Below are 25,858 nucleotides of genomic sequence, written 5' to 3'. Positions count from 1 at the left end.
TTGCCCGCCTAACTTTAGCGGTAAGGCCCAGGTCAAACGTGGAGAAATAAAGGAGATAGTGTAAATTATCATGCGCTTTTCCCTGCGCTTGCCTCTTTACCGTTATTTACCCGTTAACGGCGCAGGTACCGGGAACGTCACGCAGACCAGCGTGCCGCCGTTTTGCGGTTGCGAAAAGTGCAGCATGCCTCCGAGTCGTTGTGCGCGCTCACGCATAATGTTCAGTCCGTAGTGTCCGGGCGGTTCGCTTGCCTCGCCAATCCCGATGCCGTTGTCGCGAATGCTGACGCTGTGCGTGCCATCCACCGCCGTTAAGCAGCTAACGGTAATTTCGCTGGCCTGGGCGTGCTTAATCGCATTCAGAACGGCTTCCCGGACGATCTGCAACAAATGCACCTGTTTCTGGGCGTCAAGCGCCAGGGAGGAGAGACGACAGTCGAGGTGCAGCCTGGCCTGCGTCTGGCTCTGCAGGGCATCGAGAGACTCCTGCAGCGCCGCGGGTAAATTCGCATGATTTAACGTCAGGCGGAAGGTCGTCAGCAGCTCGCGCAACTGCTGCCAGGCGTTGTTCAGCTCGCGAGAGAAGTCGGTGATGATAGTTTGCGCGGGAGCATTATCCGCTGGCACCGCGCGTTTAAGCAGGGCAAGCTGGATCCGCAGATAAGACAGCACCTGCGCCAGCGAATCGTGCAGTTCCCGGGCGATGGTGGCGCGTTCTTCCATCAGCAGCAGCTGCTGGTAATGCTTTTGCGCCTGGTTAAAGTACAGCCCGCGCCCGAGCATGGTCGCCACGCTTCTCATCAGCGGGAGGGGAACGCTGTCCGTCTCGCTTTGCCAGCGCAGCTCACCGTAAAGGGTGTCCTGCATCAGTACCGGCAGATTTTGCATCGGGATGCTGCCCGACGCGGTCCCTTCACACAGTCGCCAGTCGTCACTGGTGCGGAGTTCCAGGTAATTCATCTGAGTGTATTCATGGACAATCTGCAATATGTGCCGAAAACAATGGCTGTCTATCTGCCCCGTATTCAACGCCTGGGAGCATTTAAACAGCATGTCGAGCTGCTGGTGGGCTTCGTGCAAATGTCGTGTCTTTTCCGCCACGGAAGCTTCAAGCGACCGATAAAGGGTGTGTAGCTCCCCCGACATATGGTTGAAAGCGCGGGAAAGTTGGCCCAGCTCGTTGGGTAGGGCGGTATCCGGCGCAGGCGTCGTAAATTCTCCTCGCTCAATCCGCTCGCTGGCCGCCACCAGATTATTCAGCGGTAATACGACCTGGCGGCGGATACGCCGCAGGGTAAACAGCGTCAGCATCAGGATCCCGAGGGCGCCAGCCAGAGAGAGGAGGGTCACTGTCTGGATTTTATGTTCACTGTAATGCTGGAGGGCGAGCACAAAGGCATCAATGCGGCCGACAAAATCCTCAATATGTGCGGCATACCATGCGCTGTCACCGCGGGCGATGTGCTTATCCATTTCCAGCCAGGCAAACTGCAGTTGCTGGTAGCGCGTTTTGACATTGCCCGGAACGTACCAGCGGTTCAGCTTTTGCAGGGAAGGTGCGCTTAATGTCTGCCGCCAGTTCTCACGATGCGCCATAAGGGAAGGGCTGTTACGCTGCATCTCGTAACCGAGACGATAGCTCTGCATGCGCAGTGAACCCGCAACGTTGATGGCTTCAGCGTCGCGCTGGCTGCTGGCAAGCGTCAGTAGCGCGACGCTGCTGGTCAGCACGGAGAGAACAATTATCGAAAAGAAAGCCCAGGCAAGGCTTCCGGAAACGGGTCGCTTAACGGTCACAGAACGGCTCTCTGGGAGAAATTATCAGACGTTTCGGGCAGGTGTACATTGCCTGATAACGCCGTGATGAGTAAACACTTTATTCATACGTACAGTAAGGTTATTGCGCCTGGCGCAGCTGGAAACATCATCCAGCGAGAAACGCGCCGTCTGAACCCACGGGCGACAAAGCGAGCGTCACGGCGTAGTATAAACAGACTCATTTTGCCGTGGAGCCCGTATGTCCCTGAACATTACCGTTATCAAAGACAAAATCCTTTCTGAAAATTACTTTGTCCTGCGTAACATCACTTACGATTTAACCCGTAAGAACGGGGACGTTATTCGCCATAAACGCGAAGTCTACGACCGGGGCAATGGCGCTACCATTCTGCTGTATAACCGCGAAAAGCAAAGCGTGGTATTGATTCGTCAGTTTCGGGTGGCGACATGGGTCAATGGCAACGCGGACGGGCGTCTGATTGAAACTTGCGCCGGTCTGCTTGATGACGATGAGCCGGAAGTCTGTATTCGCAAAGAAGCCATAGAAGAAACGGGTTTTGAGGTGGGTGCGGTACAAAAAGTCTTTGAGCTTTTCATGTCTCCAGGCGGGGTGACCGAGCTGGTCCACTTCTTCGTTGCGGAATACACCGACGCTCAGCGTACTCACCGCGGCGGCGGGGTCGAGGATGAAGATATTGAAGTGCTTGAAATGCCCTTCATTCAGGCGCTGGAAATGGTGAAAAGCGGCGAGATACGCGACGGTAAAGCGGTGATCCTGCTGCAGTATCTGCAAACCAGCGGCGTGATGAACGCCGCGCAGGTCCGGTGATAAGTTATATTTCAGATAAATCTATCCGATAAATCCGATTGAGCCCGCCCGTCCAGGGCACGAAGATACGCCCCAGATTGACCTTTTCGTTTCCGGGGCTGTGCCATTCATGCGCTACTGCGTTTTGCTTCTCTTCTTTTTTTGCGTGCTACCCGCACCTCTGGTGTGGGCTGCACCTGCGCAGCAGTCTTTCTCTGACTGGCAGGTCACCTGCAATAACCAGAATTTTTGCGTTGCCCGAAATACCGGTGAACACCGCGGGCTGGTGATGACGCTGAGCCGTAGCGCTGGGGCAAAAACGGACGCCAGCCTGCGTATCGATCTCGGCGGGCTTTCGGCTCCTCCGGTAAAAGAGCCTGACATCGCCTCCCGACTGCTGCTCGACGACGTTCCCTTAAAACTCAATGCCCAGCACTGGCAGTTAACGCCCTGGCATCTCAAGACTGACGATACGGGTACCCTCACCACGTTTCTGAAAACGATTCAGGAAGGACAGAGGCTGACCCTGCGCGGAGGGAAGCAGACGATCTCTCTGGTCGGACTGAAAGCGGCGCTGCTGTTTATCGACGCTCAGCAAAAGCGCGTGGGCAGCGAAACAGCATGGATTAAAAAAGGGGATAGCCCGCCGCTGAGCGTGCCTCCAGCTCCGGCATTAAAAAAGGTGGCCGTGGTGAACCCCACGCCAACGCCACTCTCCCACGCTGAACTGAACGATCTGCTGGATTACGGCACCTGGCGGATGAACAACAGCCAGTGCTCGCTGGATCCTAACCGCCGCGAAGTGCGCGTCACCGCATTAACGGATGATAAAGCGTTGCTGATCGTCAGCTGCGAGGCGGGGGCTTACAATACGGTCGATCTGGCGTGGCTGGTATCGCGTAAAAAACCGTTCACCGCGCGCAGCGTCAGGCTGCGTCTGCCGTTTACCCCGTCCAGTCAGAGTAGCGATATGGAACTGATGAACGCCAGCTTCGATGAAAAAACACGCGAGCTGACGACGCTCGCACTGGGGCGTGGGATCGGTGATTGTGGGATCCAGACGCGCTGGCGTTTTGACGGCCAGCGCTTCCGCCTGGTGCGGTATGCGGAAGAGCCAAGCTGCGATAACTGGAACGGGCCGGACGCCTGGCCTACGCTGTGGATCACGCGGTAGTCCGGCTTACGATTTGATGGTGTTGTAGGCCGGGTAAGGCGTAGTCGCCACCCGGCAACGAAGACCGCACTAAAGCACGCTCAACGCCTTCTCCACCACGTTCTCAACGGTAAAGCCGAAGTACGGGAACAGCTTGTCGGCAGGGGCGGACTCACCGTAGCCCCGCATACCGACAATCGCCCCTTTCAGCCCCACATACTTATACCAGTAGTCGGCAATTCCCGCTTCCACCGCCACGCGCGCCGCGACGCTGGAGGGGAGCACCGATTCACGGTATGCCTCGTCCTGGGCATCAAAGATATCCGTTGAAGGCAGGGAAACGACGCGCACCGCGTGACCTTCGGCAGTCAGTTTCTCCGCCGCTTTCACCGTGATTTCCACCTCAGAACCCGTGGCAATCAGGATCACGTCCGGTTTGCCGCCGCTGTCCTTCAGGATGTACCCGCCGCGGGCGATATTTTTCACCTGCTCCGGGGTGCGCTCAATCTGCGCCAGGTTTTGACGCGACAGGATTAGCGCCGTCGGGCCGTTATGGCGCTCAACCGCCAGCTTCCAGCCCACTGCCGCTTCGACCTGATCGCACGGACGCCATGTGCTGAAGTTTGGCGTTAAGCGCAGGCTCGCCAGCTGTTCCACCGCCTGGTGCGTCGGGCCATCTTCACCCAGCCCGATAGAGTCGTGGGTGTAGACCATGATCTGCCGGGCCTTCATCAGCGCCGCCATGCGCGCTGCGTTACGGGCGTACTCAACGAACATCAGGAAGGTGGCGGTGTAGGGCACGAAGCCGCCGTGATGGGCGATGCCGTTGGCAATGGCGGTCATCCCGAACTCGCGCACGCCGTAGTGGATATAGTTTCCGGCGATGTCCTCTTTCAGCGATTTCGAGCCCGACCAGATGGTCAGGTTACTCGGCGCCAGATCCGCCGAGCCGCCGAGCAGTTCGGGCAGGATAGGGCCGATGGCATTCAGGGTGTTTTGCGACGCCTTACGGGTGGCGATTTTCGCCGGGTTAGACTGCAGGTTTTCAATCAGTGCCTGGGTTTTATCGTCCCAGTCTTCCGGCAGTCCACCGCTCATGCGGCGGGAAAACTCAGCCGCCAGTTCCGGATATGCTTTTTTGTAGGCTGCAAATTTTTCGTTCCAGGCATGCTGGGCTTTTTCACCCGTTTCGCGCGCATCCCATGCCTTGTAGATCTCTTTCGGGATCTCAAACGGCGGGTATTTCCAGCCCAGTTTCTGTCGGGTCAGTGCCACCTCTTCTTCGCCGAGCGCCGCGCCGTGCGCTTCTTCTTTGCCTGCTTTGTTTGGTGAGCCAAAGCCGATGACCGTACGGCAGATAATCAGGGACGGTTTGTCCTTCACGCTCTGCGCTTCCTGAATCGCTTTTTTCACCGCTTCAGGATCGTGGCCGTCGATCTCATGCACGACGTGCCAGTGATAGGCTTCGAAGCGTTTCGCCGTGTCGTCGGTGAACCAGCCCTCGGTTTCGCCGTCAATGGAGATGCCGTTGTGGTCGTAAAAGCCGATCAGCTTGCCGAGCCCCAGCGTGCCCGCCAGCGAGCAGACTTCATGCGAAATCCCCTCCATCAGGCAACCGTCACCCATAAACACATACGTGTAGTGATCGACAATCTCGTGGTCCGGCTGGTTAAACTGTGCCGCCAGCGTGCGTTCGGCAATCGCGAGTCCGACGGCGTTGGCCAGCCCCTGACCCAGCGGTCCGGTGGTGGTTTCGACACCCGGCGTATAGCCGATTTCCGGGTGACCCGGGGTTTTCGAATGCAGCTGGCGGAAATTCTTCAGCTCCTCAAGCGGCAGATCATAGCCGGACAGGTGCAGCAGGCTGTAGAGCAGCATCGAGGCGTGGCCGTTAGACAGAATAAAGCGGTCACGATCGTACCAGGCAGGATCGTTGGGGTTGTGCTTCAGAAAGTCGTTCCACAACACTTCGGCAATATCAGCCATGCCCATGGGGGCGCCAGGGTGGCCGGAATTGGCTTTCTGCACGGCATCCATGCTGAGGGCGCGGATGGCATTGGCGAGCTCTTTACGGGACATAGTTCACTCCATGGCAAGGTTAAAGTTTGGCGGCGAGTAGGTCTTCAAGTTTGCGCTGGTCGACGGCGAACAGGCGGATGCCTTCCGCCAGTTTATCCACGGCCATCGCGTCCTGATTGTGCTCCCAGCGGAACTCGGCTTCGGTCATGGCCTTCGGTTTCGGCAGGACGGTGGAGGTTGGCACCAGTTTGCGGATCACCGTCTCTTCTTTGTCCTGTAATTCTTTAAGCAGGTTAGGGGAGATGGTCAGGCGGTCGCAGCCTGCCAGGGCGAGGATCTGCTCGGTACGGCGGAAGCTGGCCCCCATCACGATGGTTTCATAGCGGTGCTGTTTGTAGTAGTCGTAGATATTTCGCACTGACTTCACGCCCGGATCTTCCTCGACTACGTACGGGTCCATGGGCTGTTTCGCCTGATACCAGTCGTAGATGCGCCCGACAAACGGCGAGACGAGGAACACGCCCGCTTCAGCACAGGCGCGTGCCTGTGCAAACGAGAACAGCAGCGTCAGGTTGCAGTGGATCCCCTCTTTTTCGAGCACCTCTGCCGCGCGGATACCTTCCCACGTCGACGGGAGCTTGATCAGAATGCGTGACGTATCAATTCCCTGCTCCTGGTAGAGTTCAACCAGACGACGCGCTTTCGTAATACTCTTTTCTTTATCGAACGAGAGGCGGGCGTCCACTTCGGTCGAGACGCGTCCTGGAATGCTTTTCAGAATTTCTGCACCAAAATTAACCGCCAGTTTGTCGCTGGCTTCGGCAACCTGTTGCTCCTGCGTTTTGCCGCGCTTCTTGCCGTAAGCAATCGCGTCATCAATCAGATGGCTAAAATGGGCAAGCCCTGCCGCTTTCAGAAGCAGGGAAGGGTTGGTGGTCGCGTCCTCCGGCTGATAGTGGCGAATCGACTCGATATCGCCGCTGTCCGCAACCACGGTGGTGAATTGTTTGATGCCGTCTAGCTGGTTCATAAATCATTACTCCTTGGAAATAAAAGAGTTAGATGAGTGCGTTAGTTCACACTTCTGAGAAAATCATGATGGACTTAACAAAAAAGCATAGCAGACGAGGGAGGCATTGCTTTTGAGACGGGTAACATGGCTGTTATAAATTGATAACAATTTTTAATGTGTGATGGTGAGAGTTTGGCAGCCTTCAAAGTTTATGCGCTGTCCTGAGGCGATACTAGGCGGCACACCAGGGTGTGCATCAGGATCGCAAACGTCACCCTTTTGACCGATACGTGAAAGGAAAAATAAGATGGATGAGCAGTTGAAACAGAGTGCCCTCGATTTTCACGAGTTCCCCGTTCCGGGCAAAATCCAGGTTTCCCCAACCAAGCCGCTGGCGACTCAGCGCGATCTGGCTCTTGCCTACTCACCGGGCGTGGCGGCACCGTGTCTGGAAATCGAAAAAGATCCGCTGGCGGCCTATAAGTACACCGCGCGCGGTAACCTGGTCGCGGTGATCTCTAACGGTACGGCGGTACTCGGCCTTGGCAACATTGGTGCGCTGGCGGGTAAGCCGGTGATGGAAGGGAAGGGCGTTCTGTTCAAGAAATTCGCCGGTATCGACGTGTTCGATATCGAAGTGGACGAGCTGGACCCGGATAAATTCATTAACGTCGTCGCCGCGCTGGAGCCAACCTTCGGCGGTATCAACCTGGAAGACATCAAAGCGCCGGAATGTTTCTATATCGAGCAGAAGCTGCGCGAGCGTATGAACATCCCCGTGTTCCATGACGACCAGCACGGTACGGCCATTATCAGCACCGCCGCCATTCTGAACGGCCTGCGCGTGGTCGAGAAAAATCTTTCCGACGTGCGTATGGTGGTCTCCGGCGCGGGCGCGGCGGCCATCGCCTGTATGAACCTGCTGGTGGCGCTGGGGATGCAGAAACACAACATCGTGGTTTGCGATTCCAAAGGCGTGATCTACAAAGGCCGTGAGCCAAACATGGCGGAAACCAAAGCGGCGTATGCGGTGGACGATGACGGCAAACGCACGCTTGAGGACGTGATTGACGGTGCGGACATCTTCCTTGGCTGCTCGGGCCCGAAAGTGCTGACCCAGGAGATGGTGAAGAAGATGGCGCGTGCGCCAATGATCCTGGCCCTGGCGAACCCTGAACCGGAAATTCTACCGCCGCTGGCGAAAGCGGTGCGTGAAGACGCCATTATCTGTACCGGCCGTTCGGACTACCCGAACCAGGTGAACAACGTGCTCTGCTTCCCGTTCATCTTCCGTGGCGCGCTGGACGTTGGCGCAACGGCGATCAACGAAGAGATGAAGCTGGCAGCGGTTCATGCCATCGCGGAACTGGCGCATGCCGAGCAGAGCGAAGTGGTGGCTTCTGCCTATGGCGATCAGGATCTGAGCTTCGGGCCTGACTACATCATCCCTAAACCGTTTGACCCGCGACTGATCGTGAAGATCGCGCCAGCGGTGGCCAAAGCGGCAATGGACTCCGGCGTGGCAACGCGCCCGATCCAGGACTTCGACGCTTACGTCGATAAACTCACCGAGTTCGTCTACAAAACCAACCTGTTTATGAAGCCAATTTTCTCTCAGGCCCGCGCGGACGCAAAACGCGTGGTGCTGGCGGAAGGGGAAGAGGCGCGCGTGCTGCATGCCACCCAGGAGCTGGTGAGCCTCGGGCTGGCGAAGCCGATCCTGATCGGTCGTCCGAGCGTCATCGAGATGCGCATTCAGAAACTGGGGCTGCAGATTAAGCCGGGTGTGGACTTTGAGATCGTCAATAACGAATCCGATCCACGCTTTAAAGAGTACTGGAACGAATACTACGCGATCATGAAGCGTCGTGGGATCACCCAGGAGCAGGCGCAGCGGGCGGTGATCAGCAATACCACGGTGATCGGCGCGATTATGGTCCATCGCGGCGAAGCGGATGCGCTGATCTGCGGTACCATCGGCGATTACCACGAGCATTTCAGCGTGGTGCAGGAGATCTTCGGCTACCGCGAAGGGGTTCACGCCGCCGGAGCGATGAACGCGCTGCTGCTGCCAAGCGGGAACACGTTTATCGCCGATACCTACGTTAACGACGATCCAACCCCGGACGAGCTGGCGGAGATCACCGTGATGGCGGCAGAAACCGTGCGTCGCTTTGGTATTGAGCCGAAAGTGGCGCTGCTATCGCACTCTAACTTTGGTTCGTCTAAATCAGCGGCGGCGTGCAAAATGCGTCAGACGCTGGAGCTGGTGCGCGAGCGTGCGCCGGAGCTGATGATTGACGGAGAAATGCACGGCGATGCCGCGCTGGTGGAAAGCATCCGCAACGAGCGTATGCCGGACAGCCCGCTGAAAGGCTCGGCAAACATCCTGATTATGCCGAACGTGGAAGCGGCGCGTATTAGCTACAACCTGCTGCGCGTATCCAGCTCTGAAGGGGTGACCGTAGGGCCGGTACTGATGGGCGTGGCGAAACCGGTGCATGTATTAACGCCGATTGCTTCTGTGCGACGCATCGTGAACATGGTGGCGCTGGCGGTGGTTGAGGCGCAGACGCAGCCTCTGTAGCGGCGGTGCGTCGGGTGGCGCGTTCGCTTACCCGACCTACGGGTTAACCAGGCCGGATAAGCGCAGCGCCATCCGGCAATTACACCCAGTCGCGTACTTTCAGAAACTCACTCAAGGCAGCCTCCGGGCTGCCTTCTTTTGGCTCGTAACAGTATTCCCAGCGTACCAGCGGTGGCATCGACATTAAAATCGACTCCGTGCGCCCGCCGGTCTGCAGGCCGAAGAGCGTCCCGCGATCCCACACCAGGTTAAACTCCACGTAGCGCCCGCGGCGATAAAGCTGGAATTCGCGCTCGCGCACGCCATAGTCGATATCTTTACGTCGTTCGACAATGGGCAAATAGGCCTCAGTAAAGCCTTCGCCCACCGCGCGCATAAAGCTGAACGCGGTATCAAAATCGGGCGTGTTGAGATCGTCAAAGAACAGTCCACCGATGCCGCGCTGCTCGTCGCGGTGCTTCAGGTAAAAGTAGTCATCGCACCACTTTTTAAATTTCGGGTAGACGTCTTCGCCAAACGGCAGACAAAGGTCGCGCGCGGTGGTGTGCCAATGCACGGCGTCCTCTTCGAAACCGTAGTAGGGCGTTAAGTCGAAACCGCCGCCGAACCACCAGACCGGATCGGCCCCCGGTTTTTCAGCAATGAAAAAGCGTACGTTAGCGTGACTGGTCGGCACAAACGGATTATGCGGATGCACCACCAGCGAAACGCCCATCGCTTCAAAACTTCGGCCCGCCAGCTCAGGACGATGCGCTGTCGCAGAGGCGGGCATAGCGTCACCATGAACGTGGGAAAAATTCACCCCCGCCTGTTCAAAGATGCCGCCATTTCGCAATACGCGGCTGCGGCCACCGCCGCCTGCCTCACGCTGCCAGTTATCCTCCTGAAATTCACCGCCGTCTGCGGCGGCCAGTTTCTGGCAAATCTCATCCTGCAGTTGCAGCAGGAACGTTTTGACCAGTTGAGCATTGGGTTTCATTAACGTTTCCTGGCGTGCGCTTTTTGGTTATCGAACCAGTTGAAGTAACTGATAATGCCGGAGGCGATGGCGTTAGCAATCTTCTGGCGAAACGCCGTGGTGCCGAGCAGCCGCTCTTCTTCCGGGTTGGTAATAAAAGATGTTTCCACAAGTACGGACGGAATTGAAGGTGACTTCAGCACCACAAACGCCGCCTGCTCGGTGCTTTTACTGTGCAAGCGGTGCACCGGCTTAATCCGTTTGAGGATATGCGAGCCGAGCGTCAGGCTATTTTTGATGGTGTCCGTCTGCACGAGGTCGAACAGCACCTGCTGTAACAGATGATCTTTGTCCGTGGCCTTCTTCCCGGCCACTTCATCCGCCCGGTTCTCACGGTCGGAGAGGTATTTTGCCATGGCGCTACTGGCCCCACGGTTGGACAGGGCAAACACCGACGCGCCCGCGGCTGACGGGTTGGTAAAGCCGTCAGCGTGAATCGACATAAACAGATCCGCGCCGTGTTGATGGGCGATCTCCACGCGGTCATACAGCGGGATAAAGGTGTCGCCAGAGCGCGTCAGACGGGCGTCAATGCCGTTGCTGCGTAAAATTGCGCGCACGTTTTTTGCAATCGCCAGCACGACGTGTTTTTCTTTTGACCCGTTTTTGCCGATGGCGCCGGTATCAATCCCGCCGTGGCCCGGGTCCAGCATCACCAGACGCTTTGCGCCTGGCTTTTTGGTTTTGGGTTTACTGTGTCCGTTACTGGTTTTGAGCGTGCTCTCGTCTTTCGCCTGAGCCTGCTTTGCAATACCGGTTAACGTTAAGGCCGCCAGCCCCGCTTTGAGAACCTGACGACGCGATGTGAGTGCTTTTAATGGTTTGAATGTGCTCATGCGGCCTGAATACTAAAAAAAGGGGTCCTGGTGTTATATCGTATCGTGTTTCCCGTTACGACAGTCCTTATTGAGAATTGTTTTACTTTTCATTTCAATACGTGACAAAGTGACATTATGCCAAATTTTGGCGAGATTTTCCCCGGTTATTGGCTAAACGTCCCGTACGCGCCATAATCACTGTTTTTGAACCCGAAAAGGCGGTTAATACCATGGAGATACGCGTTTTTCGCCAGGAAGATTTCGAAGAGGTGATCACCCTTTGGGAGCGCTGCGATTTGCTGCGTCCGTGGAACGATCCGGAGATGGACATCGAACGGAAGGTGAATCACGACGTCAGTCTGTTTCTGGTCGCGGAAGTGAATGGCGAGGTTGTCGGCACCGTCATGGGCGGCTATGACGGCCATCGCGGCTCGGCTTATTATCTTGGGGTCCATCCGGAATACCGTGGGCGTGGCATCGCGAATGCGTTACTGAACCGGCTAGAGAAGAAGCTGATTGCTCGCGGCTGCCCGAAAATTCAGATCATGGTGCGGGAAGATAACGATGTGGTGCTGGGCATGTATGAACGTCTGGGCTATGAGCACTCTGACGTGCTGAATTTAGGTAAGCGCCTGATCGAAGATGAAGAGTACTGAGATCCACCCGGGAGACTATGACGCGCAGGGCCGCCTCAGGCTGCCTTTTTTATTCTGGTGCGTTCTGCTGCTGCAGGCGCGAACCTGGGTGCTGTTTGTGATGGCTGGCGCGTCGCGCGGGCAGGGCGACACGCTGCTGAATCTCTTCTATCCCGATCACGATGCCTTCTGGCTTGGCTTACTGCCGGGCGTACCGGCGGTGGTGGCATTTTTATGCAGCGGCCGACGGCATGCGATCCCGCGTGTGTGGCGCGCGCTTCGCTGGCTGCTGATCCTTGCCCAGATAGCGCTACTGTTCTGGCAACCCGTGCTCTGGTGGTTCGGTGAACCCCTTTCGGGTATCGGCATTGCGCTGGTGATCGCGGATATTGTGGCGTTGCTGTGGCTGCTCACAAATCCCCGGTTACGCGCCTGTTTTACGCAAGAGTCAGATTAGAACGGCACTTTTTACCGAAGTCGTACTCCAACAAGCGTTGATTTAACACGTAAGGACGTTTCAATGAAATCGCTGCGTTTACTTTTATGCGCTCTCCCGCTGGCATTAACCGGCTGTTCAACGCTCTCCTCCATTAACTGGTCCGCAGCCTATCCGTGGAACTGGTTTGGCGCGTCCACGGAAGTGACCGAGCAGGGCGTAGGAAAAATTACCGCATCAACCGCGCTCGATCAGGATGCCATTCAGGACGCCCTGAGCAGTGACTACCGCCTGCGTAGCGGCATGAAAACCGAGAATGGCAACATTGTGCGGTACTTTGAAGCGCTAAAAGGGGACAAACTGGCGCTGGTGATTAATGGCGATAAAGGCACGGTGAACCGCATTGCGGTGCTCGACGACGAAATCCCGACCGCCAGCGGTGTGAAAGTGGGTACGCCGTTTAGCGATCTGTATAAACAAGCCTTTGGCAACTGCACCAGCGCGCCTTCCGACGAGGGCGTCGCGGTGGAATGTAAGGCGGAAGGCAGCCAGCACATCAGCTATGTCTTCACCGGTACCTGGAGCGGTCCGGAGGGATTAATGCCGTCTGACGACACGCTGAAAAGCTGGAAAGTGAGCAAAATAGTCTGGAAGCAGTAATTTGCGCCTGAACAAACCGCCTCGCTGAAATCCGGGTATAATACCTGCCATCAATGCCACGCTGACGTGGCATCTTTATTTCAGGAGGAGCGATGTCTCAGGTTCAGAGTGGCATTTTGCCAGAACATTGCCGCGCGGCGATTTGGATCGAAGCCAATGTCAAAGGGGACGTGGATGCCCTGCGTGCGGCCAGTAAAGCGTTTGTTGATAAACTGGCGACTTTCCAGGCCAAATTCCCGGATGCCCATCTCGGCGCCGTTGTTGCTTTTGGCAATAACGTCTGGCGTCAGCTGAGCGGCGGCGAAGGGGCGGAAGAGCTGAAAGACTTTATTCCTTACGGTAAAGGTCTGGCTCCGGCCACCCAGTACGATCTGCTCATTCATATTCTCTCTCTGCGTCACGATGTTAACTTCTCCGTTGCCCAGGCCGCGGTGGCAGCGTTCGGCGACAGCATTGAGGTGCAGGAAGAAGTTCACGGTTTCCGTTGGGTAGAAGAGCGCGATCTGAGCGGCTTCGTCGACGGCACGGAAAACCCGGCGGGTGAAGAGACGCGTCGTGACGTGGCGGTCATCAAAGATGGCGTGGATGCGGGCGGCAGTTACGTGTTCGTGCAGCGCTGGGAGCATAATCTCAAGCAGCTTAACCGCATGAGCGTGCATGACCAGGAGATGATGATTGGTCGCACCAAAGAGGCGAACGAAGAGATCGACGGCGATGACCGTCCGGTGACCTCTCACCTGACCCGCGTTGACCTCAAAGAAGAGGGCAAAGGGCTGAAGATTGTCCGCCAGAGCCTGCCGTATGGCACCGCAAGCGGCACCCACGGTCTTTACTTCTGCGCGTACTGCGCACGCCTGTATAACATCGAGCAGCAGTTGATGAGCATGTTCGGCGACACTGACGGCAAGCGCGACGCGATGCTGCGCTTCACCAAACCGGTAACCGGCGGCTACTACTTCGCGCCGTCCGTTGAGCGTCTGCTGGCGCTTTAACGCCCCTCACCCGAACCCTTTCCCCGCAGGGGAGAGGGGGATTGCAGCCTTATTCCCTTTTCTGCTTCTAAATCACCAAACGGTATATAAAACCGTTACTCCTTTCGACCTCGTTATAAATATTATGACTATAAGATAGTCATCACATTTATAAGGGTGCGCAATGGCCGTTACTGTACTGAAAAAAGGAACTCTGGCGCTGGCAGGTTTATTGCTGGTGGCCCAGGCGCAGGCGACTGAGCTGCTGAACAGTTCGTATGACGTCTCCCGCGAGCTGTTTGCCGCCCTTAACCCACCGTTTGAACAGCAGTGGGCGAAAGACAATAACGGCGATAAGCTGACCATCAAACAGTCCCATGCCGGTTCTTCCAAACAGGCGCTGGCGATATTGCAGGGACTGAAGGCGGATGTCGTGACCTACAACCAGGTCACTGACGTGCAGATCCTGCACGACAAGGGCAAACTTATCCCTGCTGACTGGCAGAACCGTCTGCCGAATAACAGCTCGCCGTTCTATTCCACCATGGGCTTCCTGGTGCGTAAAGGTAACCCGAAAAATATCCACGACTGGAGCGACCTGGTGCGTTCTGACGTGAAGCTGATTTTCCCGAACCCAAAAACCTCCGGTAACGCGCGTTACACCTATTTGGCGGCGTGGGGTGCGGCGGACAAGGCCGACGGTAACGATAAAGCCAAAACCGAGCAGTTCATGACCCAGTTCCTGAAAAACGTTGAAGTGTTTGATACCGGCGGCCGCGGGGCAACCACCACCTTCGCAGAACGTGGGCTGGGCGATGTGCTGATCAGCTTTGAGTCGGAAGTGAACAACATCCGCAAACAGTATGAAGCGCAGGGCTTTGAGGTGGTTATCCCGAAAACCAACATTCTGGCCGAATTCCCGGTGGCGTGGGTGGATAAAAACGTGAAGGCAAACGGTACTGAGAAAGCGGCAAAAGCCTATCTCAACTATCTGTACAGCCCGCAGGCGCAGACCATCATTACCGATTACTACTACCGCGTGAATAACCCGGACGTGATGAACAAACTGAAGGATAAATTCCCGCAGACCGCACTGTTCCGCGTGGAAGATCATTTCGGCTCTTGGCCTGAGGTGATGAAAACGCACTTTGCCGGCGGCGGTGAGTTAGACAAGTTGCTGGCGGCGGGGCGTAAGTAATGTTTGCAGTCTCGACCAAACGCGTGCTGCCGGGCTTTACCTTAAGTCTGGGGACCAGCCTGCTGTTCGTCTGCCTGATCCTGTTGTTGCCGCTCAGCGCACTGGTGATGCAACTTGCGCAGATGAGCTGGGCGCAGTACTGGGACGTGGTCACCAACCCGCAGGTGGTGGCCGCCTATAAAGTGACGCTGCTGTCGGCGTTTGTCGCCTCCATTTTTAACGGTGTGTTCGGCCTGCTGATGGCGTGGATCTTAACCCGCTATCGTTTCCCTGGCCGCACGCTGCTTGACGCACTGATGGATCTGCCGTTTGCGCTGCCGACGGCTGTTGCGGGCTTAACCCTTGCGTCGCTCTTCTCCGTGAACGGACTGTACGGTGAGTGGCTGGCAAAGCTTGATATCAAAGTCACCTATACCTGGCTTGGTATCGCGGTGGCGATGGCCTTTACCAGCATCCCGTTTGTGGTGCGTACCGTGCAGCCGGTGCTGGAAGAGTTGGGTCCGGAATATGAAGAAGCGGCGGAAACGCTGGGGGCCTCGCGCTGGCAGAGTTTCCGCAAGGTCGTGTTGCCGGAACTCTCCCCGGCGCTGATGGCGGGCGTTGCGCTGTCGTTTACCCGCAGCCTCGGTGAGTTCGGCGCGGTGATTTTTATCGCCGGGAACATTGCCTGGAAGACGGAGGTCACCTCGCTGATGATTTTCATTCGTCTTCAGGAGTTTGATTATCCGGCGGCGAGCGCCATTGCTTCGGTGATCCTCGCAGCCTCACTGCTGCTGCTGTACTCAATTAACACTCTGCAAAGTCGCTTTGGTCGACGTGTGGTAGGTCACTGATGGCGGAAGTTACGCAATTGAAGCGATACGATGCTCCCCGTATCAACTGGGGTAAATGGTTTCTGATTGGCGTGGGCGTGCTGGTGTCCGCCCTCATTCTCGTCGTGCCGACGGTGTATATCTTCGTTCAGGCGTTCAGCAAGGGGCTGATGCCCGCGCTGGAGAACCTGGCGAATCCGGACATGCTCCATGCCATCTGGCTGACCGTACTGATTGCCCTGATCACCGTGCCGGTGAACCTGGTGTTCGGGACGCTGCTGGCGTGGCTGGTGACGCGTTTTAACTTCCCGGGACGTCAGCTGCTGCTGACCCTGCTGGATATTCCGTTTGCCGTGTCGCCGGTGGTGGCGGGTCTGGTGTACCTGCTCTTTTACGGCTCTAACGGCCCGCTGGGCGGCTGGCTGGATGAGCATAACCTGCAGGTCATGTTCGCCTGGCCGGGTATGGTGCTGGTGACCATCTTCGTGACGTGTCCGTTTGTGGTGCGCGAACTGGTGCCGGTGATGTTAAGCCAGGGGAGCAACGAAGACGAAGCGGCGGTGCTGCTGGGCGCGTCAGGCTGGCAGATGTTCCGTCGCGTGACGCTGCCAAATATCCGCTGGGCGCTGCTTTATGGCGTGGTGCTGACCAACGCCCGTGCGATTGGTGAGTTTGGTGCCGTTTCCGTCGTCTCCGGCTCCATCCGCGGTGAAACCCTGTCGCTGCCGTTACAGATTGAATTACTGGAACAGGACTACAACACCGTCGGTTCCTTTACTGCCGCAGCGTTACTGACGCTGATGGCTATTTTGACCCTGTTTTTGAAGAGTGTGGTGCAGTGGCGTTTAGAGAATCAGGAAAAACGTCAGCATCAGGAGGGAAATCATGAGCATTGAGATTGCCAATATTAAGAAGTCTTTTGGTCGCACCCAGGTGCTGAATGATATCTCGCTGGATATCCCTTCCGGACAAATGGTGGCGCTGCTGGGACCGTCTGGCTCAGGTAAAACCACGCTGCTGCGAATTATCGCCGGGCTTGAGCATCAGACCAGCGGGCACATTCGCTTTCACGGCACCGATGTGAGCCGCCTGCATGCCCGCGATCGTAAAGTGGGTTTTGTGTTCCAGCACTATGCGCTGTTCCGCCACATGACCGTGTTTGACAACATTGCGTTTGGCCTGACCGTGCTGCCGCGTCGCGAACGCCCGGATGCCGCCACCATCAAAGCGAAAGTGACTAAGCTGCTGGAGATGGTGCAGCTGGCACATCTGGCGGATCGTTTCCCGGCGCAGCTGTCTGGCGGACAGAAACAGCGTGTCGCGCTGGCACGTGCGCTGGCCGTTGAGCCGCAAATTCTGCTGCTGGACGAACCGTTCGGCGCGCTGGATGCGCAGGTGCGTAAAGAACTTCGCCGCTGGCTGCGTCAGCTGCATGAAGAGCTGAAGTTTACCAGCGTCTTTGTGACCCACGATCAGGAAGAGGCGATGGAAGTGGCGGACCGCGTGGTGGTCATGAGCCAGGGCAACATCGAGCAGGTTGACGAGCCGGAGCAGCTCTGGCGTGAACCGGCGACCCGTTTCGTGCTGGAATTTATGGGTGAAGTGAACCGTCTGCAGGGCACCATTCGCGGTGGACAGTTCCACGTCGGTGCGCACCGCTGGCCGCTGGGCTATACCTCCGCGCATCAGGGGCCGGTCGATCTGTTCCTGCGTCCGTGGGAAGTGGACGTGAGCCGCCGCACCAGCCTGGATTCACCGCTGCCGGTGCAGGTACTGGAAGCTAGCCCTAAAGGGCACTACACCCAATTGGTGGTACAGCCGCTAGGCTGGTATACCGAGCCGCTGACCGTCGTCATGCGTGATGATGTGCCGCCGCACCGGGGCGAGCGTCTGTTTGTCGGCCTGCAGCATGCCCGTATTTATCACGGGAAGGAGCGCATCGAGACGCGCGAGAATATTGCTCTGGCGGAGTCAGCCTGATAGGTTATTAGGATGTTTATCGCCCGGTGGCGCTGCGCTTACCGGGCCTACAGTTATCACTGAGTCTTGTAGGCCGGGATCGCTGCGCGCCCCCGGCTTTTTTATTGAGTAAAAATCGTGACTACACTCGAACACACCATCGGCAACACTCCTCTGGTCAAGCTTCAGCGCATGGGGCCAGACAACGGCAGTGAAATCTGGGTCAAACTTGAGGGCAATAATCCGGCAGGCTCGGTGAAAGACCGTGCGGCGCTGTCGATGATTGTTCAGGCTGAAAAACGCGGTGAGATAAAGCCCGGCGACGTGTTGATTGAGGCCACCAGCGGCAATACCGGGATTGCACTGGCAATGATTGCGGCATTGAAAGGCTACCGCATGAAGCTGCTGATGCCGGACAACATGAGCCAGGAGCGCCGCGCCGCAATGCGCGCCTACGGGGCCGAGCTAATTTTGGTCACTAAAGAGCAGGGGATGGAAGGCGCACGCGATTTAGCCTTAGAAATGGCGGAGCGTGGCGAAGGTAAGTTGCTCGATCAGTTCAACAACCCGGATAATCCCTACGCGCATTACACCACCACCGGCCCGGAAATCTGGCAGCAAACCGACGGACGTATTACCCATTTTGTCTCAAGCATGGGCACCACCGGCACCATCACCGGCGTGTCGCGTTTTCTGCGCGAGCAGGAAAAAGCCGTCACTATCGTTGGCCTGCAGCCGGAAGAGGGGAGCAGCATTCCGGGGATTCGCCGCTGGCCAGCAGAATACATGCCGGGCATTTTTAATGCGCAGCTGGTGGATCAGGTGCTGGATATTCACCAGCGCGAGGCGGAGAATACCATGCGTGAGCTGGCCGTGCGTGAAGGCATCTTCTGCGGGGTCAGCTCGGGTGGCGCGGTAGCTGGGGCGATGCGCGTTGCGCAGGCGAATCCAGGCGCCGTTGTGGTCGCGATTATCTGCGACCGCGGCGATCGCTATCTGTCTACCGGCGTCTTTGGTGAAGAGAGTTATTCGCAGGGGGCGGGAATTTAAGCGTCATGGAGATGATTTTATTCCGGGATAACACCCGGGCGCAGCAAACCGATATTGTCGCAGTGCAGTCGCAGGTGGTTTATGGCAGCGTGGGGAACAGCATTGCGGTTCCGAATATTCGTACCCACAGGCTGAACGTCACCGCCGTGCCGACGGTATTGTTCAGCAATACGCCGCACTATGACACTTTCTACGGCGGCGTGATCCCCGATGAGTGGTTCAGCGGCTACCTGAAGGCGCTGGAAGAACGCGAGATCCTGCGCGAGCTTAAAGCGGTTACCACCGGTTATATGGGCAGCGCCAGCCAGATCGCTCTGTTGGCTCAGTGGCTGAAGGCGGTCAAAGCGCACCATCCTGACCTGCTGGTACTGGTCGACCCGGTTATTGGCGACATTGACAGTGGAATGTACGTGAAGCCGGATATTCCGCAAGCGTATCGGGAGCACCTGTTGCCGCTGGCGCAGGGCATTACGCCAAACGTCTATGAACTGGAAGTATTAAGCGGAAAACCGTGCCGCACGCCGGAAAGCGCCGTCGCGGCAGCGCAGGGGCTGCTTTCCGATTCCCTGAAATGGGTGGCGATTACCAGCGCGCCGGTCGCTGACGACCCGCACAACATCCACGTGGTGCTGGTGACGAAAGAGGGCGTTACCGTTAGCGCGCATCCGCGCGTAGAAACCGATCTGAAAGGGACGGGCGATCTGTTCTGTTCCGAGCTGGTCAGTGGTATCGTTGAGGGGAAAACCGTTGCCGATGCTATCCGCATGGCGGGGGATCGGGTGACTGACGTGATGTTGTACACCCAGTCGAAAGGGTACGACGAGCTTATCCTTCCCGCATAAACAAAAATGGCGCCCGAAGGCGCCATTTTTCTGTACGGCAAGAATTACTTCTTGATGCGGATAACCGGGGTTTCACCCACGGTGACGCTGCCAGACAGTTTGATCAGTTCTTTGATTTCGTCCATGTTGGAGATAACAACCGGCGTCAGGGTAGACTTGGCTTTTTCTTCCAGCAGTGGCAGATCGAATTCAATTACCGGGTCGCCAACTTTCACACGCTGGCCTTCTTCCGCGATACGTTTGAAGCCTTCGCCTTTCAGTTCAACGGTGTCGATACCGAAGTGAACGAACAGTTCGATACCGCTATCAGATTCGATAGAGAACGCATGGTTGGTTTCAAAAATTTTACCGATGGTGCCGTCAACTGGAGCAACCATTTTGTTGCCAGTTGGTTTGATAGCAATGCCATCACCAACGATTTTCTCAGCAAACACTACATCCGGCACGTCTTCGATGTTGACGATCTCGCCGGAGAGCGGAGCAACAATCTCAATAGTTCCGGAGTCTTTCTTATCATCAGAAACCAGAGATTTCAGTTTATCGAACAAACCCATGATCTTCTCCTAAGCAGTAATTTGGGCCGCATCTCGTGGATTAGCAGATTGTTTTTTCTTCAATGAACTTGTTAACCAGCGTCATTAACTCGTCCGTTGTCGGTTGAGCAAGAGCCTGCTCTGCTAACACCTTCGCATCTTCGAAGTTCGTGTTACGGATAATCTTCTTAATGCGCGGGATGGAAATGGCGCTCATAGAGAATTCGTCCAGACCCATACCCAGCAACAGAAGTGTAGCACGTTCGTCGCCTGCAAGCTCACCACACATGCCAGTCCATTTACCTTCTGCATGAGAAGCATCAATAACTTGCTTGATCAAGTTCAGTACGGACGGTGACATTGGCTGGTAGAGATGTGAAATCATATCATTACCACGGTCAACTGCCAGGGTGTACTGCGTTAAATCATTGGTGCCGATACTAAAGAAATCAACTTCTTTGGCTAAATGACGCGCAATGGTCGCGGCTGCTGGGGTTTCCACCATCACGCCGATCTCGATTGACTCGTCAAACGCTTTACCTTCGTCGCGCAGTTCCTGTTTGTAGATTTCGATCTCTTTCTTCAGTGCACGCACTTCTTCAACAGAGATGATCATCGGGAACATGATGCGCAGTTTACCGAAAGCAGAGGCACGCAGAATTGCGCGCACCTGGTCACGCAGGATCTCTTTGCGATCCATGGCGATACGCACTGCACGCCAGCCCAGGAACGGGTTCTCTTCTTTCGGGAAGTTCATGTATGGCAGCTCTTTGTCGCCACCGATGTCCATAGTACGGACGATAACCGCCTGAGAGCCACACGCTTCCGCTACGGCTTTATACGCAGCAAACTGCTCTTCTTCAGTAGGCAGCGCGTCACGATCCATGAACAGGAATTCTGTACGATAGAGACCCACACCTTCCGCACCGTTGCGCTCAGCACCTTCAACGTCACGTACGGTTCCGATGTTTGCGCACACTTCAACCTGATGGCCGTCCAGGGTGATGGCTGGCAGGTCTTTCAGCTTAGCGAGTTCCGCTTTTTCAGTCGCAACTTGCTCCTGAACCGCGCGCAGTTTTTCGATCTCTTCGTTTGTTGGGTTGACGTAAACCAGATTGTTTACGGCATCCAGAATCAGATAGTCGCCGTTTTTCACCTGAGAGGTGACGCTACCGGTACCCACGATGGCAGGCAGTTCCAGAGAACGGGCCATAATAGAGGTGTGGGAAGTACGGCCACCCGCGTCGGTAATGAAACCGAGGACCTTTTTCAGGTTCAGCTGTGCGGTTTCGGACGGAGTGAGGTCAGCGGCAACCAGGATCACTTCATCCTGAATCGCGCTCAGGTCGATGATGGCCAGACCCAGGATGTTGCGCAGCAGGCGCTTACCGATGTCACGTACGTCAGCCGCACGTTCTTTCAGGTATTCATCATCCAGTTCTTCCAGGGCAGTTGCCTGACCTTCGATAACTTCATGCGCAGCTGCGTCGGCCGTCATGCCTTTATCTTTAATCAGGGCTATGATTTCCTGCTCCAGCTCCTCATCTTCGAGCAGCATGATATGCCCTTCGAAGATGGCTTCTTTTTCTTCACCGAAAGTTTCGCCAGCTTTAGTTTTGATTGCTTCCAGTTGCGCAGATGCCTTGGCACGACCGCTCAGAAAACGTTCAACTTCCTGATCAACCTTGTCGGCAGAAATTTTTTTCCGGTCGATGACGATCTCGTCTTCTTTCAGCAGCAGTGCTTTGCCGAAAGCGATACCCGGGGATGCTAAAATGCCTGAAATCATAACCCTACCTTACTTGTGACTGATATTTAAAAGAACCCGGAAACTTACTCGAGCTCAGCCATCAGTTTTACCAGATGCTCAACTGCTTTCTGCTCGTCTTCACCTTCCGCAGAAATGGTGACTACGGTGCCCTGAGTCAGGCCCAGAGTCTGCAGTTTGAACAGGCTTTTTGCGCTGGCGCTTTTGCCGTTGGAAGTCACAGTGATTTCAGAAGTGAAGCCTTTCGCTTCTTTAACAAACTGAGCAGCAGGGCGGGTGTGCAGACCGTTCGGAGCGGTAATGGTAACTTCTTGCTGGAACATTGTATTTCCCCAACTTATAGGTTTAGTGTTGTGGAACTAAAGTCTAGCCTGGCGACTGAACTTTAGCCTGTATTGTTAGCGCTGACGTTTCGATCGTCATTAAACATTATGCAGCGAAAGCAAGACTTGAACCAAATCATAAAATCGATTCAGCAAGGCTATTTCGTTCACTGATTAATTTCACGCATCAAAATAATTGCTGGTTTAAATACCAGACCCAACGGGGTGAAGCAATGCCAGGAGGGGCAAAAGTTTGAAGCAGGCCACAAAAAAGCACCTGAAAAGGTGCTTTTTTACGCGTTATTAACATGCTGGCATTACTGTTGCAGCTCTTTTTCAGTGAACAGATCGGCAAACAGTGCGGTGCTCAAGTAACGCTCACCCGAGGAAGGAAGGATAACCACAATATTCTTATTGGTAAAGGCTTCATCTTCCTGAAGTTTGAGCGCTGCCGCAACAGCCGCACCGGAAGAGATACCGGCGAGAATGCCTTCTTCATCCATCAGACGACGCGCGGTAGAGATGGCTTCTTCGTTAGTGATGGTGACCACTTTATCGATCAGCTTCAGATCCAGGTTGCCCGGAATGAATCCCGCGCCAATACCCTGGATTTTATGCGGACCCGGCTTGAGCTCTTCGCCTGCCAGTGCCTGGGTGATAACCGGTGAGTCGGTGGGTTCAACCGCAACGGTGATCAGATCTTTTTTACCTTTTGTGCCTTTTATATAGCGTGACACGCCGGTCAGGGTGCCGCCGGTACCGACGCCGGAGATAAACACGTCAACCTGACCGTCAGTATCTTCCCAGATTTCCGGTCCAGTGGTCTTCTCGTGAATTTCCGGGTTAGCCGGGTTGCTGAACTGCTGCAGCAGCAGATATTTTGCCGGATCGCTGGCGACAATCTCTTCCGCTTTCTGAATGGCACCTTTCATGCCCTTCGCACCTTCGGTCAGTACGAGGTTCGCGCCGAGTGCTTTGAGCAGTTTGCGGCGTTCGATACTCATGGTTTCCGGCATGGTCAGCGTCAGTTTATAGCCACGCGCGGCAGCGACATAGGCCAGAGCGATACCGGTGTTACCGCTGGTCGGTTCAACCAGTTCAACGCCAGGCTTCAGCACGCCACGTTTTTCAGCATCCCAAATCATGTTTGCACCGATACGGCATTTTACGCTGAAGCTCGGGTTACGAGATTCGACCTTCGCCAGAATGCGTCCATTACCGATACGGTTCAGTCGAACCAGGGGCGTATGACCGATAGTCAGCGAGTTGTCTTCATAAATCTTACTCATGGCCTGTCCTTAACTGTATGAAATTGGGATACCGCCCCAGCATACCTGCTAAGCAGGGTGGGGGAAGTAAGGAATTCGCATATCTATATACTGCAAGGAAATAATGGGGATCAGTATGGAATAAGGGGCGGCATAAGCCACCCCTGCTTTACACATTTTTGCATTATTTCCATAACGCGTGCTTAGCACGGTAGCAGTCCACCCACATTGCCGTCGCGCCGCACACAGCAACCGGCATGATGAACAGGTTCAGGAAGGGAATCATCGTGAACAGGCTGGTTAGCGCGCCGAACTGCATATTGGCGACCTTCTGGGTACGCAGGGCGTTGCGCATCGCTTTAAACGGTACCTTGTGGTTATCGAACGGATAATCACAATACTGGATGGCGAGCATCCAGGCGCTGAACAGGAACCACAGCACCGGCGCCACGGTCTGGCCAATGCCGGGCACAAAATAGAGGATAAGCAGCACTACCGCGCGGGGAAGGTACCAGGCAAATTTCTGCCACTCGCGCTTCATGATACGCGGGATATCTTTCATGATCCCGAGCACGCCCGTGTCCGGCGGCGTCGCGCCGGTAAGCCGCGCCTCCAGCTGTTCTGCCAGCAGGCCGTTAAACGGTGCGGCTATCCAGTTAGCGATGGTTGAGAAGAAATAGCCGAACACCAGCAGCACGGAGATCACCGCCACCGGCCAGAGCAGATAGTTCAGCCACTGTAGCCAGTCGGGCACATAGCTCATTAACGCAGGGATCCAGCTCTCGAGCTTTGTAAAAAGCCACCAGAACGCGCCGCCCATCAGAAGAATGTTGATCAACAGCGGAAGGATGACGAAGCGTCGGATACCCGGCAGTGAAACCAGTTTCCAGCCCTGAGAAAAATACCAGACGCCGCTGCGTGGGGGAGAAGACGATGTTGAAACCATAACCAGGCTGTACTCCTATTTTCACAACCAGTGGAATTGCCGCCTATATTATCCACTTGTGGACTAATGACCAGTTCGGAAATGTTCGAAAAACCAGCAAAAAGCACGATTTCCTTCATCTTTATGCTGTGAATGCTCTGCACACACTTGCACTTGACGTAAACGGCAAATACTCTTAGTGAGTAAATGTTTGCCGTGGTGGCAAGGTGTTAGAACAACAGAGAATATAATGATGCAGGATTTGCGTCTGATATTAATCATTGTTGGCGCGATCGCCATAATCGCTTTACTGGTACATGGTTTCTGGACAAGCCGTAAAGAGCGTTCTTCGATGTTCCGCGATCGCCCACTGAAGCGCATGAAGTCCAGTCGTGATGACGATGACATTGAAGATGACATCGACGATCGCGACGATGACGGCGTGGGTGAAGTTCGTGTTCATCGGGTCAATACTGCGCCCGGCGCGGCTCATGGGGAGCATGAAGCCCCCCGTCCTGCGCAGCACCAGTATCAACCGCCGTACGCCTCTGCTCAGCCGCGCCAGCAGGCGCCGCAGCCGGTAGAAGAGCCTGTGCGCCAGCCGCCGCAACAGCCTGTCCATCAGCAGCCTGCTGCGCCACAGCCGGTTCAACCGCAGCCCGTGCAGCAGCCTGTGCAACAACAGCCCGTGCAGCCGGTACAACAGCCGCAGCAGCCTGGTCATGTGCAGCCAGCGCCGCAGCCTGCTCCAGCACAGCATGTTGAGCCAGAACCCGTAGCAGAGCCAGAACCGGTTGTTGAAAAACCGCAGCGTAAAGAAGCGGTGATCATCATGAACGTGGCCGCGCATCACGGTAGCCATCTCAACGGTGACGTGCTGCTTAACAGTATTCAACAGGCAGGATTCAAGTTTGGCGACATGAATATTTTCCATCGCCACCTGAGCCCTGACGGTAGCGGCCCGGCGCTGTTCAGCCTGGCCAATATGGTTAACCCTGGCACCTTTGATCCGGAAATGACCGGTGATTTCGTGACCCCAGGTGTCACCATCTTTATGCAGGTGCCGTCCTACGGCGATGAACTGCAAAACTTCAAGCTGATGCTGCAATCCGCTCAGCACATTGCTGACGAAGTGGGCGGTGTGGTGCTCGACGATCAGCGTCGAATGATGACTCCGCAAAAACTGCGTGAGTATCAGGACCGCATCCGCGAAGTTAAGGAAGCCAACGTGTAATCATCGCGTTTACGTCAACTCCTCCTCAACCCCCGCATGTCGGGGGTTTT

The 25,858-nt window shown here is 55.8% G+C and carries 24 protein-coding genes; 14 read left to right on the top strand and 10 right to left on the bottom strand.

Features of this window, described 5'->3' with window-relative positions; all coding sequences use genetic code 11:
- Positions 1 to 102 precede the first annotated feature (102 nt).
- Complete coding sequence (gene narQ, locus L3068_RS16415; protein WP_117580745.1) at positions 103 to 1,797, bottom strand: nitrate/nitrite two-component system sensor histidine kinase NarQ; 1,695 nt, start codon at positions 1,795 to 1,797, stop codon at positions 103 to 105.
- Between the two features lie 220 nt (positions 1,798 to 2,017).
- On the opposite strand from narQ, the gene nudK reads away from it, so the two are divergent.
- Entirely contained in the window at positions 2,018 to 2,608 is a 591-nt protein-coding gene (gene nudK / locus L3068_RS16410) for a GDP-mannose pyrophosphatase NudK (RefSeq protein WP_023337583.1), read from the top strand.
- Between the two features lie 109 nt (positions 2,609 to 2,717).
- Positions 2,718 to 3,761: a DUF1176 domain-containing protein gene (locus L3068_RS16405; protein WP_087529929.1), complete on the top strand. Its 1,044-nt coding sequence runs from the start codon at positions 2,718 to 2,720 to the stop codon at positions 3,759 to 3,761.
- 69 nt (positions 3,762 to 3,830) lie between these two features.
- Here L3068_RS16405 and tkt read toward each other — a convergent pair whose 3' ends face one another.
- Both tkt and tal read right to left on the bottom strand, forming a co-directional pair.
- The gene (tkt, locus tag L3068_RS16400; protein ID WP_014884755.1) at positions 3,831 to 5,819 is read right to left on the bottom strand and encodes a transketolase; all 1,989 of its coding nucleotides are present in this window, start codon (positions 5,817 to 5,819) and stop codon (positions 3,831 to 3,833) included.
- A gap of 19 nt (positions 5,820 to 5,838) precedes the next feature.
- Positions 5,839 to 6,789, bottom strand: a complete 951-nt coding sequence (gene tal, locus L3068_RS16395) for a transaldolase (RefSeq protein WP_117580747.1) — start codon at positions 6,787 to 6,789, stop codon at positions 5,839 to 5,841.
- A 289-nt stretch (positions 6,790 to 7,078) separates the two neighbouring features.
- Between tal and maeB the strand changes: the two genes are divergently transcribed.
- Positions 7,079 to 9,358, top strand: coding sequence for an NADP-dependent oxaloacetate-decarboxylating malate dehydrogenase (maeB, locus tag L3068_RS16390; protein WP_014884753.1), 2,280 nt, complete (start codon positions 7,079 to 7,081; stop codon positions 9,356 to 9,358).
- A gap of 79 nt (positions 9,359 to 9,437) precedes the next feature.
- Here the strand turns inward: maeB and hemF are convergent, their stop codons facing one another.
- Together hemF and amiA are read right to left on the bottom strand one after the other, a co-directional pair.
- Positions 9,438 to 10,337, bottom strand: a complete 900-nt coding sequence (hemF, locus tag L3068_RS16385; protein WP_014884752.1) for an oxygen-dependent coproporphyrinogen oxidase — start codon at positions 10,335 to 10,337, stop codon at positions 9,438 to 9,440.
- Entirely contained in the window at positions 10,337 to 11,212 is an 876-nt protein-coding gene (amiA, locus tag L3068_RS16380) for an N-acetylmuramoyl-L-alanine amidase AmiA (protein WP_014884751.1), read from the bottom strand. Before amiA ends, hemF begins: the two co-directional genes overlap by 1 nt.
- A 212-nt stretch (positions 11,213 to 11,424) precedes the next feature.
- On the opposite strand from amiA, the gene L3068_RS16375 reads away from it, so the two are divergent.
- The 10 genes from L3068_RS16375 to pdxK all read left to right on the top strand — a co-directional run bounded on the left by L3068_RS16375 (position 11,425) and on the right by pdxK (position 19,757).
- The gene (locus L3068_RS16375) at positions 11,425 to 11,850 is read left to right on the top strand and encodes a GNAT family acetyltransferase (protein ID WP_014884750.1); all 426 of its coding nucleotides are present in this window, start codon (positions 11,425 to 11,427) and stop codon (positions 11,848 to 11,850) included.
- Complete coding sequence (locus L3068_RS16370; protein WP_032635908.1) at positions 11,837 to 12,286, top strand: DUF2919 domain-containing protein; 450 nt, start codon at positions 11,837 to 11,839, stop codon at positions 12,284 to 12,286. The genes L3068_RS16375 and L3068_RS16370 overlap by 14 nt, the downstream gene beginning before the upstream one ends.
- Positions 12,287 to 12,349: 63 nt before the next feature.
- Positions 12,350 to 12,925 (top strand): RpoE-regulated lipoprotein, encoded by a 576-nt coding sequence (locus L3068_RS16365; RefSeq protein WP_014884748.1) that lies wholly within the window; start codon positions 12,350 to 12,352, stop codon positions 12,923 to 12,925.
- A gap of 92 nt (positions 12,926 to 13,017) precedes the next feature.
- Complete coding sequence (locus L3068_RS16360) at positions 13,018 to 13,917, top strand: Dyp-type peroxidase (protein WP_023331044.1); 900 nt, start codon at positions 13,018 to 13,020, stop codon at positions 13,915 to 13,917.
- Positions 13,918 to 14,080: 163 nt separating this feature from the next.
- Entirely contained in the window at positions 14,081 to 15,094 is a 1,014-nt protein-coding gene (locus tag L3068_RS16355; RefSeq protein ID WP_117580750.1) for a sulfate ABC transporter substrate-binding protein, read from the top strand.
- Positions 15,094 to 15,927: a sulfate/thiosulfate ABC transporter permease CysT gene (gene cysT, locus L3068_RS16350; protein ID WP_023331042.1), complete on the top strand. Its 834-nt coding sequence runs from the start codon at positions 15,094 to 15,096 to the stop codon at positions 15,925 to 15,927. The genes L3068_RS16355 and cysT overlap by 1 nt, the downstream gene beginning before the upstream one ends.
- A complete protein-coding gene (gene cysW / locus L3068_RS16345) occupies positions 15,927 to 16,802 on the top strand; it encodes a sulfate/thiosulfate ABC transporter permease CysW (RefSeq protein ID WP_023331041.1) in 876 nt (291 codons plus the stop codon). The genes cysT and cysW overlap by 1 nt, the downstream gene beginning before the upstream one ends.
- On the top strand, positions 16,792 to 17,886 hold the full coding sequence (gene cysA / locus L3068_RS16340) for a sulfate/thiosulfate ABC transporter ATP-binding protein CysA (RefSeq protein WP_014884743.1): 1,095 nt from the start codon (positions 16,792 to 16,794) through the stop codon (positions 17,884 to 17,886). The genes cysW and cysA overlap by 11 nt, the downstream gene beginning before the upstream one ends.
- Before the next feature lie 117 nt (positions 17,887 to 18,003).
- A complete protein-coding gene (gene cysM, locus L3068_RS16335) occupies positions 18,004 to 18,915 on the top strand; it encodes a cysteine synthase CysM (RefSeq protein WP_047625561.1) in 912 nt (303 codons plus the stop codon).
- 5 nt (positions 18,916 to 18,920) lie between these two features.
- On the top strand, positions 18,921 to 19,757 hold the full coding sequence (gene pdxK / locus L3068_RS16330; protein WP_023338619.1) for a pyridoxine/pyridoxal/pyridoxamine kinase: 837 nt from the start codon (positions 18,921 to 18,923) through the stop codon (positions 19,755 to 19,757).
- Between the two features lie 44 nt (positions 19,758 to 19,801).
- Here pdxK and crr read toward each other — a convergent pair whose 3' ends face one another.
- The 5 genes from crr to cysZ form a co-directional block, all read right to left on the bottom strand.
- Positions 19,802 to 20,311 carry a PTS glucose transporter subunit IIA gene (gene crr / locus L3068_RS16325; RefSeq protein WP_003861316.1) on the bottom strand — a complete coding sequence of 170 codons (510 nt, stop codon included), beginning with the start codon at positions 20,309 to 20,311 and terminating at the stop codon, positions 19,802 to 19,804.
- A 40-nt stretch (positions 20,312 to 20,351) separates the two neighbouring features.
- Positions 20,352 to 22,079 carry a phosphoenolpyruvate-protein phosphotransferase PtsI gene (gene ptsI / locus L3068_RS16320; protein ID WP_014884740.1) on the bottom strand — a complete coding sequence of 576 codons (1,728 nt, stop codon included), beginning with the start codon at positions 22,077 to 22,079 and terminating at the stop codon, positions 20,352 to 20,354.
- A 44-nt stretch (positions 22,080 to 22,123) separates the two neighbouring features.
- Positions 22,124 to 22,381 (bottom strand): phosphocarrier protein Hpr, encoded by a 258-nt coding sequence (ptsH, locus tag L3068_RS16315; RefSeq protein WP_000487600.1) that lies wholly within the window; start codon positions 22,379 to 22,381, stop codon positions 22,124 to 22,126.
- A 317-nt stretch (positions 22,382 to 22,698) separates the two neighbouring features.
- A complete protein-coding gene (gene cysK, locus L3068_RS16310) occupies positions 22,699 to 23,670 on the bottom strand; it encodes a cysteine synthase A (RefSeq protein WP_014884739.1) in 972 nt (323 codons plus the stop codon).
- Between the two features lie 163 nt (positions 23,671 to 23,833).
- On the bottom strand, positions 23,834 to 24,595 hold the full coding sequence (gene cysZ, locus L3068_RS16305; RefSeq protein WP_023338618.1) for a sulfate transporter CysZ: 762 nt from the start codon (positions 24,593 to 24,595) through the stop codon (positions 23,834 to 23,836).
- 229 nt (positions 24,596 to 24,824) lie between these two features.
- Here cysZ and zipA point away from each other — a divergent pair, with 229 nt between their 5' ends.
- The gene (gene zipA, locus L3068_RS16300) at positions 24,825 to 25,808 is read left to right on the top strand and encodes a cell division protein ZipA (RefSeq protein ID WP_117580754.1); all 984 of its coding nucleotides are present in this window, start codon (positions 24,825 to 24,827) and stop codon (positions 25,806 to 25,808) included.
- The last annotated feature ends 50 nt before the right edge of the window (positions 25,809 to 25,858 follow it).

It is taken from the genome of Enterobacter cloacae complex sp. ECL414 (assembly GCF_021869685.1).
Lineage (GTDB): Bacteria > Pseudomonadota > Gammaproteobacteria > Enterobacterales > Enterobacteriaceae > Enterobacter > Enterobacter kobei.
Note: the sequence above shows the minus strand (reverse complement) of the source record. Positions and strands in the feature narration are given on the sequence as shown.